Annotated in this window: 13 protein-coding genes and 2 pseudogenes; 5 read left to right on the top strand and 10 right to left on the bottom strand. The window is 50.9% G+C overall.

Annotated elements, in window-relative coordinates; all coding sequences use genetic code 11:
* Positions 1-4: 4 nt before the first annotated feature.
* The 5 genes from L691_RS0116745 to L691_RS29200 all read right to left on the bottom strand — a co-directional run bounded on the left by L691_RS0116745 (position 5) and on the right by L691_RS29200 (position 2,546).
* A complete protein-coding gene (locus tag L691_RS0116745; protein ID WP_025691584.1) occupies positions 5-778 on the bottom strand; it encodes an ABC transporter ATP-binding protein in 774 nt (257 codons plus the stop codon).
* Positions 779-792: 14 nt separating this feature from the next.
* On the bottom strand, positions 793-1,143 hold the full coding sequence (locus L691_RS0116740) for a DUF1048 domain-containing protein (RefSeq protein ID WP_025691583.1): 351 nt from the start codon (positions 1,141-1,143) through the stop codon (positions 793-795).
* 9 nt (positions 1,144-1,152) lie between these two features.
* Positions 1,153-1,500 carry a DUF1048 domain-containing protein gene (locus L691_RS0116735; protein WP_025691582.1) on the bottom strand — a complete coding sequence of 116 codons (348 nt, stop codon included), beginning with the start codon at positions 1,498-1,500 and terminating at the stop codon, positions 1,153-1,155.
* Positions 1,497-1,805 carry a PadR family transcriptional regulator gene (locus L691_RS0116730; RefSeq protein WP_269634866.1) on the bottom strand — a complete coding sequence of 103 codons (309 nt, stop codon included), beginning with the start codon at positions 1,803-1,805 and terminating at the stop codon, positions 1,497-1,499. Before L691_RS0116730 ends, L691_RS0116735 begins: the two co-directional genes overlap by 4 nt.
* A 201-nt stretch (positions 1,806-2,006) precedes the next feature.
* On the bottom strand, positions 2,007-2,546 hold the full coding sequence (locus tag L691_RS29200; protein ID WP_232229209.1) for a tyrosine-type recombinase/integrase: 540 nt from the start codon (positions 2,544-2,546) through the stop codon (positions 2,007-2,009).
* 321 nt (positions 2,547-2,867) lie between these two features.
* Between L691_RS29200 and L691_RS32090 the strand changes: the two are divergent.
* Positions 2,868-4,000, top strand: a pseudogene (locus L691_RS32090) (IS630 family transposase).
* 75 nt (positions 4,001-4,075) lie between these two features.
* Here the strand turns inward: L691_RS32090 and pdxR are convergent.
* Positions 4,076-5,485 (bottom strand): MocR-like pyridoxine biosynthesis transcription factor PdxR, encoded by a 1,410-nt coding sequence (gene pdxR, locus L691_RS0116710; RefSeq protein ID WP_025691579.1) that lies wholly within the window; start codon positions 5,483-5,485, stop codon positions 4,076-4,078.
* Between the two features lie 204 nt (positions 5,486-5,689).
* On the opposite strand from pdxR, the gene L691_RS0116705 reads away from it, so the two are divergent.
* The 3 genes and pseudogenes from L691_RS0116705 to L691_RS29190 form a co-directional block, all read left to right on the top strand.
* Positions 5,690-6,058: a pyridoxamine 5'-phosphate oxidase family protein gene (locus L691_RS0116705; protein ID WP_025691578.1), complete on the top strand. Its 369-nt coding sequence runs from the start codon at positions 5,690-5,692 to the stop codon at positions 6,056-6,058.
* A 106-nt stretch (positions 6,059-6,164) separates the two neighbouring features.
* Positions 6,165-6,914 (top strand): SDR family NAD(P)-dependent oxidoreductase, encoded by a 750-nt coding sequence (locus L691_RS0116700; RefSeq protein WP_025691577.1) that lies wholly within the window; start codon positions 6,165-6,167, stop codon positions 6,912-6,914.
* A 36-nt stretch (positions 6,915-6,950) separates the two neighbouring features.
* Positions 6,951-7,584, top strand: a pseudogene (locus L691_RS29190) (AraC family transcriptional regulator N-terminal domain-containing protein); the annotation flags it as partial.
* Positions 7,585-8,144: 560 nt separating this feature from the next.
* Here L691_RS29190 and L691_RS0116690 read toward each other — a convergent pair.
* The 3 genes from L691_RS0116690 to L691_RS0116680 all read right to left on the bottom strand — a co-directional run bounded on the left by L691_RS0116690 (position 8,145) and on the right by L691_RS0116680 (position 12,262).
* Positions 8,145-10,823, bottom strand: coding sequence for a ComEC/Rec2 family competence protein (locus L691_RS0116690; protein ID WP_025691576.1), 2,679 nt, complete (start codon positions 10,821-10,823; stop codon positions 8,145-8,147).
* 158 nt (positions 10,824-10,981) lie between these two features.
* Complete coding sequence (locus L691_RS0116685; RefSeq protein WP_025691575.1) at positions 10,982-11,500, bottom strand: deoxycytidylate deaminase; 519 nt, start codon at positions 11,498-11,500, stop codon at positions 10,982-10,984.
* Between the two features lie 132 nt (positions 11,501-11,632).
* Positions 11,633-12,262, bottom strand: a complete 630-nt coding sequence (locus L691_RS0116680) for a ComEA family DNA-binding protein (protein ID WP_025691574.1) — start codon at positions 12,260-12,262, stop codon at positions 11,633-11,635.
* A gap of 149 nt (positions 12,263-12,411) precedes the next feature.
* Between L691_RS0116680 and comER the strand changes: the two genes are divergently transcribed.
* Positions 12,412-13,254, top strand: a complete 843-nt coding sequence (gene comER / locus L691_RS0116675; RefSeq protein ID WP_025691573.1) for a late competence protein ComER — start codon at positions 12,412-12,414, stop codon at positions 13,252-13,254.
* A 129-nt stretch (positions 13,255-13,383) separates the two neighbouring features.
* On the opposite strand, the gene L691_RS0116670 is transcribed toward comER, so the two are convergent.
* Positions 13,384-14,485 (bottom strand): class I tRNA ligase family protein (locus L691_RS0116670; RefSeq protein ID WP_025691572.1); only part of this gene is annotated, 1,102 nt, incomplete at its 5' end.

The raw sequence follows: 14,485 nt of genomic DNA, 5'->3' as shown, positions 1-14,485 counted from the left end.
AGAATCAGGAACTTGACATCATACCGCTGGACTTTTTACCGATGATTGCGAGGAATATTTCCTCTAATGTCGGCTGTTTTTCAACATACTCTACTTTTGCGGATGGAAACAGCTTTTTCAGTTCCGCGAGCGTGCCGCCCGCGATAATCCTGCCCTCGTGCAGAATAGATATTTGGTCGGCAAGCTGCTCGGCTTCCTCTAAATACTGCGTGGTCAGGAATACCGTCGTGCCGCCGCCCGACAGCTCCTTTACAATCTTCCAATCTTCGATACGTGCCTCGGGGTCAAGCCCAGTGGTTGGCTCGTCGAGGAAAATGATCTGCGGTTTTCCCACAAGGCTCAAGGCGATGTCGAGCCTGCGGCGCATACCACCCGAATAAGTTGATGGCTTACGGTCGGCGGCGTCAGTTAAGCCGAAACGTTTCAGCAAATCGTCCGCAACTTGACGCGGATGATCCAGATGCCGCAGCTTGGCAATCATGATCAGATTTTCCCGCCCGGTCAATATCTCGTCCACGGCGGCAAATTGCCCGGTCAGACTGATCGCATGCCGCACATTCTCGGGTTTTGACGCGACGTCAAATCCGTTTACGGTGGCGGTGCCTCTGTCCTGTTTGAGCAGCGTGGTGAGGATTCTGACAATCGTCGTCTTGCCCGCGCCGTTGGAGCCAAGCAGGGCGAAAATCTCACCTCGCTTCACTTCAAAATCGACGCCCTTTAGGACTTCTGTGTCCTTGAAAGACTTTCGCAGACCTTTCACTTCAATTGCTTTTTCCATCCCGATCCCCCCTTTTACTTTGTTTTTTCCGTAACCTTTTTCCTGGCCTTGTTACCTTCTTGGTCAACCGATTCTTGGTAGATGTCAGCGTAAGTTTTTGAATCTTTGATTAGTTCGTCGCAGAAAGCCGCTACGTCAGTGCCCGTCACTTCGAGCACGCCTTTCCCCAAGGCCGCGCCATCTTCAAAAAGATCGATAATCCCCGAGAGCAAACCCGTCCCTTCGGTTAGCTCAACAGGGCCGACCTTAAAGAGATATTTTTGAATTTCTTTATAAACAATCTGATAATCTTGCGGGAGCGCTTTGACGCGCGCCACGTGCGCACGCCACTCTTTTTTGCCTTCGATGATATCTCGTATTCTCATTTTATCCTCCTATTTACCTAATTTTTTAGCAATATTATTGTTGAGCTGCTCGCGCCACTTGTCGCGAAAAGACTTTGCCCCTTCTTCGCCGGCCAGCGCTGAACAGAAGCCTTTGATATCGTCACCTAAAACCTCTTGGACATTCTGACCTTCCGCCGCTGTTTCTTCTAGCAGGCCAAGCACACCGTCAAAAATTGGCATGAGGTTGCGACCGGTGAAATCTGAGTGCGGCCAAAGATTGGCATTAATTTTTTCCCATGCCGCTTGATAATCAGCCGGCAGCTTTTTGACTCGCGATTCAAAAGCTTTGAATTCTTTAGTCATGTCGCTGCCAGTGATTTTTTCCCAAAAATTCATTGTTTTTTCTCCTTTAACTCGTTAATTTTTGATGATACGAACTCCCATTTTTCCCAGAACTTCCTCAGTTCCTCGCGCCCCGCGTCGTTGATCGCGAAAAACTTTCGCGGCGGTCCCATATCGGAGGGCTTCTTGGTGATCTCTACCAACTTGTTTTTTTCAAGCCGGATCAGGATGGTGTACACCGTTCCCTCCACGACATCCGTGAAGCCGAGGGCGTTCAGCCGCCGCGTGATATCGTAGCCGTAGGTTTCTTTGCGGCTTATAATTTCAAGGACACAGCCCTCAAGCACGCCTTTGAGCATTTCCGTTAGGTTTTCCAGCACAATCACCCTTTACTATTCTGTATGACTGGTATCAAGTGTTACTTACTACCGTTATAAAGTAACACGTAGTAGATGATTTGTCAAGCGTTTGCTCTGTCATGCATTTTACATTTTCAACTATCCTGCCCTTTAGTTGAAAAAGCGGCGGATCTCTAAAGGAGAATCCGCCGTTAACACATACTAAAAAAATCGACGATACAGTTCTCTTCGACGCTCTCCACGGAGCTGAGCATAAATTTGCGTGGTTGAAGCTTTTTCATGACCCAGCATGCCTTGGATAAAATCTAAAGGTGCTCCGTTATCAAGCAGCTGGCATGCATAAGTATGACGGAATCGATGGGGGTACACATTTGCCTCGACCGCTCCGCGATCTGCCAGTCGCTTTAATGCCCACCTGAGCGTTGGAATGGCCAATCGCTTAACAGGATTTGTATCAGTTACAAATAAGGCTTTACAGGAGTCCTCACGATTAGCTAAATACTTCTTCAACCATACTTTACACCCGAAGTAAACTTCTCTTTGCTTTGAACCTTTCCCGTTTACAATGGCAGAGCAGTTCTCCCAGTTCAGATCCTCAATGTTTAACTTCTCGACCTCTCCTATTCGGCAGCCAGTGCTGTAGAGAAACTCAAGTAGAGCTCTTTCTCTTAGTGTCTGACAAGAGATCTTCAGATGAATTACATCTTCCTCCATCAAAAACTTAGGAATTCGCTTATCCATTTTAGGCTCACGCAGTTTGAGCGAAGGGTTGGTGGGTAAATAGGTTTCTTCATATGCAAAACGGAATAGGGAGCGCACAAATCGGATGCGGTGCCCTAGGGTACTTGGCTTTAACCGATCTGACTGCTTAGCTAGGTATTCCTTCAGCAGATTCAGAGATATTACAGAACTAAATCCCCGAGTTCCGTAACCAGCATTTTGAGCTGCAGGGCATAGGCTTTCAATGTATTTGGACTAATAGGAGGTTCTAGTACTTCATCAGTCTAAAAGCAGTTAAATCATGGAATCTATGATATAGTCAAAGTAAAAGAGGTCGAGCCGATGAAAAAACGAGACTATATCGTAAGTCTAAACGCTGAACAACAAGAGGAACTGAAACGTATGTGTAGCCAAGGAAAGTCGACGGCGCGCGCGTTGCGGCGAGCCCAAATTCTGCTGTGGGCCGATGAAAATCGGCCAGGCGGTAAACTTTCGGATGTGGAAATCGCCGAACGCTCAAACGTGCATACCAACACGGTCCATCTCGTTCGAAAACGGTTTGCCGAGCAAGGCCTTCAGGCCACGCTTGAGCGAAAAAAGCGGTTAACCCCACCGAATCCTCCCAAAGTTACAGGCGAACTGGAAGCCCAAATCATTGCACTCAGTTGCAGTCCACCGCCCGAAGGAAAGAGCCGCTGGTCCTTGCGAATGCTGGCCGACAAAGCCGTTGAACTGAACTACATCGAAAGTCTTTCCTATGATACGGTAGATAAAATTTTAAAAAAACGAGCTCAAGCCTCATCTTCGTAAATGCTGGTGCATTCCGCCAAAGCAAAATGCCGCGTTCGTTGCCACCATGGAAGATGTATTGGAAGTGTATCGACTGCCTTACGATCCGGCTTTGTCCCGTCATCTGCATGGATGAAAAACCGTACCAGCTTCTGGATGAAACCCGGGCGCCCATTCCGATGAAACCCACTAAACCGCTGCGAGAAGATGCGGAGTACGTGCGCAATGGAACGTGCAGCATTTTCATTTTTACGGAACCGCTTGCGGGCTGGCGGCATGTGAGTGTTCGTCCACAGCGCACGCGGGTGGAATGGGCGGAACAAGTCCGCGATCTGTTGGATGTTCATTACCCGGAGGCTCCGAAAGTGCGCCTCGTGATGGATAACCTGAACACGCATTCCATCGCCTCCCTGTACCAGGCATTCGAACCGAAAGTGGCTTTGCGTCTGGCGAAACGTTTGGAAATCCATTACACGCCAAAACACGGCAGTTGGCTTAATGTGGCCGAAATCGAACTCAGTGTCATGACCCGCCAGTGTCTGGGACGCCGAATTCCTTCTTTAGAAGATTTGGCCCATGAACTTACCGCATGGGAAGCGGGACGCAATGCGTCTCAAAAGGGAGTAGACTGGCAATTCACCACCGAAGACGCCCGAATCAAACTGAAACGTCTATACACAATTTAAAGACTGATGAAGTACTAGAGACATATGTACTTTCAAAAGAAAGTTCTCCCAAATTGGATAAGGTCAGAGGCATTTTCACGCTCCCCATGCTTGTGCTAATTTCTTTATTCCTTGAATAATGTCATTTTCGGATAAGTTTCCAAAGCCCAATAATACCATGTTATTGGAGTAGTTATCGGGATTTGACCAAAATGTTGATACAGGAAGAACCAGAACACCATTTTCTTTTGCTCTTTCAATCATTTCTTTCTCTGTTAATCCCTGTGATGATTCCAATAAAATGTGCAAGCCGGCATTCTTACCGTGAATTTTTACTATGTTACCCATTGCTTCTGAAATTGATCGAATCAGTAAATCGTGCTTTTTTTTGTATACTACACATGTTTTCCTCAAGTGGTTTTCCCAATACCTGGAGCGTATTAATTCCTGGATGATTCTTTGCTCCAGTAAAGAAACCGGAGTTTGGTACATTTTAAATTTTTTATGGTGCAGGTCCAGCAGCTTTTGTGGTAATACCATGTAGCTTACACGCAAGCTGGGGGATAATGCTTTTGAAAAGGTACCGATATAAACTACATTTTCATTACCGGCTATACTGATGATGGATGGAATGGGTCTACAATTGTAGCGGAGTTCGCTGTCGTAATCGTCTTCAATAATGAGCCCATTTTTTCGTTTGGCCCAGTCCAGCAGGAGTTGCCTTTTTTGTATCGATGTTACGACACCAGTTGGAAATTGATGAGAAGGTGTGACGTAGACAGCTCCAGCAGATGAGTTTTCCAGTTCATAAGTATTTAGTCCGTCTTTTTCAATGCGGATAGGTGAAACCTGGAATCCGTTATTCGTAAATATATTCTTTGCACCGATGTAACCGGGTTCCTCTAATGCGATTTGAGTTGTTTTATCACGCAGCAGCTGACACAGTAAGGACAATGCATATTCAAGACCGGAACATAGAATGATTTGTTCCGCACTGCAGGAAACTCCTCTGGATTTTCGCAAGTAATCGGATAAATCACATCTTAATTCCAATTCCCCTTTTTTATCGCAATACGCAGTCAAGTCTTCAGCGGTTAAGGTTGTCAAAGCCTTTTTTGACATTTTTCTCCATATATTTAACGGAAAATCTTGTGCACTCAGATGTCCGTACTGGAAATTATACGGATATATATCCGACGAACTACTTTCAGGTTTTGAACTTCTTACAGGCTTGTTACCATTTTCTTCGTATGTAAGACAGGTCAGACCATTTAAGTTTTGAACAATAAATCCACTTCCAACCCTGCTGACTACATAACCTTCCGAAGAAAGCTGTAAATAAGCATATTCAACGGTATTTCTGCCAACTTCCAGTGTTTGAGCGAGATGACGTGTAGATGGAAGCCTTGAGCCTTCAGGTAAAATCCCGTTAATGATTTCCTGTTTAAGCTGATCGTAAATTTGCATATAGAGCGGTAAATCCGCATTGTTATCGAGATTAATCATGGCAGTACCTCCAACTGTATCCTATGATATCTTTCTATTTGGCAAAATACATAATACCAGTTTGATACTACACTTACTAAATTAATATGTCAACAAATTTAGCAGATCCAAGTGTATCCTATAATATTTTTAAAATTGGATGTTTTATTAGAGACGGTTTGGCATTATGATAATGAAGAAAAATTTAATTAAAGGAGAATGAAAATGATAAGCGAAAAATTTCTTGATGTCATTTCTCATGAAGGGGTTGTTTCCCTTGTAACGTGTGGCAGTGATGGAGCTCATGTATCTAATACATGGAATTCTTACTTAGTTATTAGAGACAATAAGATACTTATTCCGGCTGCTGGTATGCGTAAAACACAAGAGAATGTTGAGCAAAACGACAAAATTAAGGTCACATTGGGAAGCAGAGAAGTCATGGGATACAGAAGCATGGGAACGGGTTTTCTTGTTGAAGGAACAGCCAAATTCCTTGAAAGCGGTGAGGAATATGATTTGATGAAAGAGAAATTCCCATGGCTCAGCAGAGTCCTTGAAGTTACTTCCGAATCTGTTAAGCAAACCCTGTAATCGGTCGAATAGGGGCTGCTGAAGAAACTAATTTAGCAGTCTAATCCTCCATTGATTAATTATTAATTGCTTAATATAATATTTTTTCGCAAAGGTGAAGATAAATATGAGATTTAAAGACAAGGTCGTGATTATTACTGGCGGCGGCTCGGGGATTGGTCTCGCAGCGGCAAGGAAGTTCATTGATCATGGAGCAAACGTGCTTATAACCGGAAGGAGAAAAGCTCAGCTTGATTCTGTCACAGCAGGCAGCTCGAACATGCAAGGCTTGGTAGCAGATTCAAGTGATCCCGAGGCCGCTACTCGAACGGTTGCAGCAGCGATGGACTATTGGGGAAGAATCGATATCGTCGTCAACAATGCGGGCAGTGGTGTTATCCAGCCACTCGTCGAGACAAACGCAAAATCGATCTCGGATATCTTCGCTGTTAACGTTGCAGGTCCGACGCTGCTTGCGTCCGCAGCCATTCCTCAATTAGCCAAAACGGGTGGATCGATCGTTAACTTATCAAGTACCTATGGAAGTAAAGCGGCCGCTGACCTTTCGCTCTACGCAGCGAGTAAAGCTGCATTGGAGCATCTAACTCGCTGTTGGGCACTTGAACTTGCACCTAAGGGTATCCGGGTCAATGCGGTCGCATCCGGACCTGTTGAAACGGAGTTCCTGCGCGAGCGTATGGGGCTCTCTGATAAAGAGATCACCGCTGTGAAGGAACAGGAACGCAGGGCGATCCCGCTTGGTCGACGTGGTGTGCCAAATGATGTCGCCCGCTGGATATTGAATTTAGCAGATCCAGAGGCGAACTGGATCACTGGCCAGATCATCGCGATTGATGGCGGACTCGTGATTACTTAACGAAAAAAATCCCTATTGGCTTAACAACAATGAACAGAGATCCCCTATTTAAGTTTGAAACTGAGCTTTGATCCCGACGTCATCCTGGACATCGTGAAAGAGACGAATCGCCCCGGTTTCGTTCCCGTGGAAGACTGTCGCGGCATAACCGTGAACCGAATGACTCCCGCATCTCGAAGCCATCGTACGGCTCATGCAGTTGCTGAACGAGCCGGAGGACGTTCCGATTCTGGCGCCTCTTGTCATCCGCGAAATTCTGTATCGAGTGCTTCAAGGCGAACAAGGCGCGCGCATCCATCAATTCGCGATCATTGGCAGCCAAGCGCACAACATCGCTCAAGCGATCCAGTTGATTAACCGGCAATACGACCGTCCGCTCGTCATCGAGCAGCTTGCAAAGTCCGTAAACATGAGCACGTCGGTATTTCATAAACATTTCAAACGCGTCACGGCGATGAGCCCATTGCAATACCAGAAAATGGTGCGTTTGCAAGAAGCCCGGCGCTTAATGCTGACGGAAACCGTGCAAGTTTCCGATGCGGCCTTCCGCGTAGGCTACGAGAGCCCGTCCCAGTTCAGCCGGGAATATGCCCGTATGTATGGTCGGCCACCGATGCTGGATGTTCAGGAGCTTCGCGGTTCGATCGCGAGCTCCAATGTGCTCGGCTGAATTCCATGAATGGCAGCAAGAGAAAGTTTGGCATAGACAAAGAACAGGGTCTTGACGATTGCTCGTTAAGGCCCTGTTCTTCATATAGTCTGAGTACGAAGGCGAGTTCTTCCTGTTCTTCCTCGGTCAACTCCAGTTTCGTTTTTTTACCCAATCACCGCTTCTGCTGAATGAATCCTGCCCGTTAGCTTAATGCTGTATCGTCAGTCTATCCTGAAATAACTTTATTTCATCATCTGATGGTGCCGCGTTGGCAGCATGGGCGTCCAACCTCACCTCGACTGTTTATAACTGTTCCGCTGTTCCGGAAAAAGAGGGTATACCCGTTCTCGAAGCTCCCGCTAAAGCCGGCGTCTTTATTGTACTGGGGCTTCACAGTCCATTTGCCGGTTTTGTCGATTAGCCCGCTTTTTCCGTTCATGATGGCTGTTCATGGCTCTCCATACGATAAGGATGACCATCGAAGAAGTAAGCATTTCAACAGAGCATTTTTGTAAAATGCTTACATAGGCAATTCCGAGAGGATTGACGTTTCACGAATGACCCGGTTCGCTAACAGCTTAAAGCTTATGCCTAACCTGAATTCCCCCATGCCGTATCCGCATTTGGATCTCACCTTGCTGATCGGTACGATATACCAGCATGCCTCTGTCAATGAAGCGGGCCAAGACCTCGCCGCTTGGATGACCATACAGATTATTAGCACCTACAGAGACTACTGCGGCGGAAGGCTTCCAGTACTGCAGCCAAGCTGCTCCGTTTGAGGTTTTGCTGCCGTGGTGAGCGGCTTTCAGCACGTCGACGGCAGATGAGCCGGGGATTCCCTCCGCTTCGTTAGCCGCCGCTATCCTCTCCTCGGTCTTGCTGTCTATATCTCCTGTAAACAAGAAGCTCCTCCCGCTCATGTCCAGACGAAATACGACGGATGCCGGATTCTGTTCTTCCAGAACCGGAACCGGAATTTCTTCTCCGTCCTGCTTCACCGGTTTGGGCGACAAAAAGGACAGCTTCGAAGAATCGTCCGGAGATAGCGCTATCCCCCGATGAACACCGTACAGCCTGACGCCGCGCCCCACTGCCGTCTTCATCAGCTTGACATATTCCTCCCGCTGCGCAAGCGTTCCGTTGAACAGCAGCGCCGAGACCGGGATTTCCTCCAGCACGGCCTGAAGACCGCCCGCATGGTCTTGATCCCCGTGTGACAAAATAACCGCGTCCAGCCGGTGTATGCCGCGCTTTTTGAGCAGAGGGACAAGCGTCTTGGCTCCGACTTCATAGGGACTGCGGCGGATGCGCCATTCTTCCCTTTTTCCAAAGCTCACTGTTCCTCCGCCGTCTACCAGAATATGAGCGCCTCCCGGAGTGCCAATCAATATGCTGTCGCCCTGCCCTACATCTAGAAAGCTGACGGAGCCTTCGGGGGACAGCCGCTCCGGGCGGTACCCCAGATACAGCAGCAATGCGAGACCCCCGGCCAGCGCCGCAGGGGCAATTCGGCAGGAAGTCAGCGTTCTTGTACGCTGATGATCTCCCGGATGAGCAGCAGCGGACCGACGAGGCTTGGAGTGCGGCCGCAGCCCTTCAAGCGGCCTTGTTTCATCATCCGCATAGAGTGGCGCATGCCTTGTATCGGCGTGATGCTTCAAGACTCGCAGCAGGCTGTATAGCAGCACATAATACAATCCGATCCATAAAAGAGACGGCGAGCTCCAGATCGTTATCCCCGCGTAACGGCCGGTCCACTCCACCGCGCCAAATGTGGCGTCATTCATAATTTCAACGGCATGGGCCAAAGCCCCCGCACAGACAGGCCATACCTTGCCGAGCAGAAGCGCAGCCGTCCCTGCAGGCAGCACGGCAAAGGTGATAAAGGGAACGAGCACCAGATTGGCCGCAAACGACAGAGCGGCGAACTGGTTGAAGTAGTAGATCGTCAGCGGAAACGATACAAGCTGCGCCACCAGCGTAACCGCAGCCGCACTTCCGAGTCTGCGGGGCAGGAAGGAAACGAGCGGCGCCGCCAGCGGGACATACACCATCAGTCCGGCCGTAACGAGAAAAGACAGCTGAAAGCTGACGTTAAGCAAAAAATACGGCTCCCATATCAGCATGAGCAGCGCGGACACGCTCAAAATATGCATGCCGTCCTTGAGCACCCCCATACGCGCCGCATATAAGGCGATCATGCTCATCAGTCCTGCCCGAACGACGGAAGGTCCTGCGCCGGAGAGAAGCACATACGCTGGGATGAGCAGCAGCGTCACCGTCAGCGCCGTCTCCTTGGTGAACCTTAGCCGTGTCAGAACGAACAGCAGAAAGCCCGCGTACACGGCGACATGCATCCCGGAAATGGCAAGGATATGCGTAAGTCCGAGCCTGGAGAACTGCCGGTACATCTCCGGATCAAGCTCGTCCTGCATTCCGATAATGAGCCCCTTTAAATAGCCGGCGTCCTTCTCCCGGAACAGAGATTCCAGCTCCGCTCCCAGTTCAGCTCTGACCGCGTCGTTCCAGCGAAGAAGCTTCAGGAGGCTCCAGGTTTCTGGCGCCGCCGCTTCGACTTGTCCGGTCCCGGCAACTTTCAGCATCCAGTGAATATGCCGGTTACGCAAATATTCGCGGTAATCGAACCCGCCGAAATTGCGGGCGCCCGAGGGCGACGCAAGGCTGCCGTTCAGCGCTATGCGGTCTCCTCTTCTCCAAGAGGCCGCGATAGCGATCTCCTGCTCGGCCTGCAGCTTCAGCTGCACGGCGATTTTCTCGCCATCAGCCGATTGGGCAGCAGTCCCGGCGGCGGCGCTTGTTCCGCCATCATGAAGCGAACCGGACTTGCTCTCTTTATCAGCCGGCAGAGAACCGCCCTCCGCACCGGATGGCCGGATTTTCTCCAACTTAACTGTAAAATCAACCCGGTCCCCATCCCGCTCCACGGTTGACACGATCGTTCCTTCCGCATGAACTGCCAGTTCTTCCAGCCGTGCGGAAGGCAGCCCGAGCGCCTCTGGAAGGACGCTTTCATTGCACAGGTCATTCCATTCCCAGTACGCCCCGCCCACGGTAAGGGCCATCCACAGCAGGACCAGATGCTTCCGGCTCCACCTCCCTGGCAGGATGGCGGCTACAAACAGCAGCGACGCTCCAGCCCAAGCTGTGAACAGCTTTTCTGTCGGCAGTATACTTGCGGCTCCATTTCCGATCACCCAGCAGATGACCAAGTAGAGCAGCGGTCTTCTTCTCATTAACATCCCTTCTTCTCCTGGAAAAATGCCGCCCCGCAAGGGGCATAACCGCCCATGCCGGGCGCACATAAAAAAGAACCCCTGTTAACGCATAGGTGCGTAGACAGAGGTTCTTCCTCCTAATTTAATCCATGATACGCTGAAATAACGTATCTGCTTTAACCCTGCACATCCAGAACCGTCTCACGAGGAGGCTCATATCCTTCCAGCCGACGAAACTGGATGCCTTTGGTGGCCATCATGGACCGGACCTTTTCCGTATCCTTCGGATAGCTCCGGTGATAGACAATCTCGGCCACGCCGCTGTTGGCCAGCATATTCGCGCAGGTCCAGCAGGGTTCGTCGGTTACATATACGGTGCTGCCCTCCCGGTCAATCCGGTCCGTAAAGAGCAGCAGATTCTGCTCCGCATGAATCGTGCGGATACAGCGCTGCTTCTTAACCATCGTCTCCGCCCCGTCCACAACCTCCAGCTCATACTGCTCGGAGATCATGCAGCCCGCTTCAGAGCAATCCGGTACCCCCATTGGAGCGCCGTTATAGGCGGTTCCGAGCAGCTTCTTGCCCTGGACAAGCACAGCGCCGACGTGACGGCGCGGACAGCGCGAACGGGTCGAGACCATAAAGGCGATGTCCATAAAATACGTATCCCAATCTTTGCGATAGGCAATGGTCATGATCGTTCCCCATTCTCTCCAAAATCGTTGTTAACTATTGTAGCATATCCCAGCAAGCAGGCAATATAACAACCATCAATCGGCTCCCTGCCGCAGCTTCCGCTAATACCGCCAAGTATAATGCTTGTTTTATCAAAATAAAACATAGGGCCTCAGCTTCTCCAGCATCTTCGGACCGATTCCTTTTACTTTTCCCAAGTCGGAGGCGCTGCGGAACGCCCCATGCTGATTGCGGTAATCGAGAATCGCCTGCGCTTTCTTTTCGCCGATGCCGGGCAGGGCGGTCAATTCGGAGATTCCCGCCGTGTTGACATTAACCTTCCCCTCCTCCGGGGCCGGAGCATCAGCCGCCGGAGCCCGGGAAGCGGCAGCTTGATCTTTGACGCTATCATCTGTTACTGGGCTGCCCCCTTCCTTAGTACGAGCCGCATTTCCCGCGCCATCTCCATCCGGGCCAGCCACCGCTTTAGCGGTCTCCCGCGAGGCGGCAGCTTCGGCGCCTCCGCTTTTTCGCATGGAGCTGCCGTCCGCTTCCGCTGCTTCTTTTATTTTATCCGGCTCACGAGCAGCCTCGTTTCGGCGATCTTGCGCAGGGCTGCCGCCCGCAGTCGCCGTCTGCCCGCTTTCAACCGCCTTTGCCATCTGATCGTTCAACGTTTCCCACCCGGCGATTCCTTGCTCATCCCCGTTTCCGGTGGTCCAGATTAAGCCGCCTCCGATTAATGCTGCGGCAATCGCGCCAATTATGCTTATCTTGTTCATACCGGCTTCTCCTTTATTTATAATTTTCTAATTTATCCGAGCCCTTTTTCCGTACATCACCTAAAATCAGTCATGTGGTCATGCCTGTAATGCATACATATAACGAAGAGCATTACTGTAAGAACAAGCGCGAAAGGAGGAACCACAGGATGAAAGTGGGTTTTATCGGAACGGGCAGCATGGGCGGCCTGTTGATCGACGCCTTTCTTTCTTCCGGGGGGCTTTTGGCCGGCGACGTGATTGCAAGCAACCGCAGTCCGCAGAAGCTGGCCCGTCTCGCGCAGCTTCACCCCGGAATTACGCTGGCGGGCAGCAATAGTGAGACTGCATCCCGCAGTGATATTTTATTCTTATGCGTCAAGCCGATGGAGTTTAAAGCGCTGACCGATGAAATCGGCCATTGTCTCCGCAGCGAGCAGATTGTCGTGTCCATTACAAGTCCGGTTCAAATTTACCACCTGGAGAGCGCTCTGCCGTCCAAAATCGCCAAGATCATTCCCAGCATTACGCACAGCGTATACAGCGGAACCTCTCTTTGCGTACTTGGCAGCCGGCTGGGGGCCGATGACAGAGCGAAGCTGCTCAAGCTGATGTCCCATATAGGCACTCCGGTGGAAATATACGAGCATCATACCCGCATCTCCTCCGATTTTTCCAGCTGCGGCCCGGCTTTCCTGAGCTATTTTATCGAACGATGGATTGAAGCTGCCGCCGAAGCGACCGGGATAGACCGTACACTTGCAGGAAAGCTGACAGGTGAGGTGCTTCTCGGGACGGGAAAGCTGCTCACCGAAGGCGAATTTACGCCGCAGCAGCTGCAAGACCGTGTCGCGGTCCCCGGCGGCATTACCGCCGAAGCTCTGAATCATCTGCGCTGCAGCCTGGACGGGGTATTTGAACGGCTGATCGCTACGACGCACAAGAAATACGACGAAGATGTGGCCAAACTCGATTCGCTGTTCGGGCGGGACGGGATTCATCAAAACAAATGAGAGGCCGCCCAGCGAAAATACCCGCCTCTTGCGGTAAGGGCTTGACCTGGATATCCCCCCGTAACAACCGCAAACACGCAAAAACCCCGCAGCAGGATAAACTCCCGCCGCGGGGTTTGGCGTTCTTCGCTAACCCGCTACGATATTGACCAGCTTGCCCGGAACCGCAATGACTTTGCGGACGGTCTTGCCTTCTATTGCCGCGCTCACATTCGGAAGAGCCAGCGCGTGCGCCTGCATCTCCTCTTGTCCCATACCTTGCGGGATCAGGCTGCGCTGAACGATTTTGCCGTTCACCTGAACCACGATTTCCACCTCGGCGTCCACAGTCAGCGCCTCGTCGTAAGCCGGCCACTCCACATAAGTGATGGTGCCCTCGTGTCCGAGCATCTGCCACAGTTCTTCGGCAAGATGGGGAGCAAGCGGCGACAGCATCTGCGTGAAATTCTCCACCGCCTGGCGCGGCAGTGTCTCCTGCTTGTAGGCGTCGTTGATAAAGATCATCAGCTGGCTGATCGCCGTATTAAAGCGCAGATTCTCAAGATCATCGGTCACTTTCTTGATCGTCTTATGCCAGGTGCGCTTGAACTCTTCGGTGCCGCTGTCCTCTATAATTTTGGCGCTCAGACTGCCGTCTTCGCTTACGAACAGGCGCCATACGCGCGAGAGGAAGCGGTGAATGCCTTCCACGCCGTTCGCGCTCCACGGCTTGGTCGCTTCCAGCGGACCCATGAACATTTCGTACACGCGCAGCGTGTCCGCGCCGAATTCGCCTACAATCTCATCCGGATTGATGACATTGCCGCGCGATTTACTCATCTTCTCGTTGTTGGTGCCGAGAATCATACCCTGGTTGACCAGCTTGTAGAACGGCTCCTTCGTGTTTACAACGCCGAGATCATACAGCACCTTATGCCAGAAGCGGGCATACAGCAGATGAAGCACCGCATGCTCGGCGCCGCCGATATACAGATCGACCGGCAGCCATTCCTTCTGCTTCTCGGGAGAACACAGCTCCTTGTCGTTATGCGGATCAATGTAACGCAGGTAATACCAGCAGCTGCCGGCCCATTGCGGCATCGTGTTCGTCTCGCGGCGGGCTTTCATCCCAGTCTCCGGATCGACCGTCTCGACCCAATCCGTCACGTTGGCCAGCGGCGATTCGCCCGTGCCCGAAGGCTTGATTGCGTCGACGTCCGGCAGCAGGAGCGGAAGCTGGTCTTCCGGGACC

The organism is Paenibacillus zanthoxyli JH29, from assembly GCF_000520715.1.
Taxonomy (GTDB): domain Bacteria; phylum Bacillota; class Bacilli; order Paenibacillales; family Paenibacillaceae; genus Paenibacillus_AQ; species Paenibacillus_AQ zanthoxyli.
Note: the sequence above shows the minus strand (reverse complement) of the source record. Positions and strands in the feature narration are given on the sequence as shown.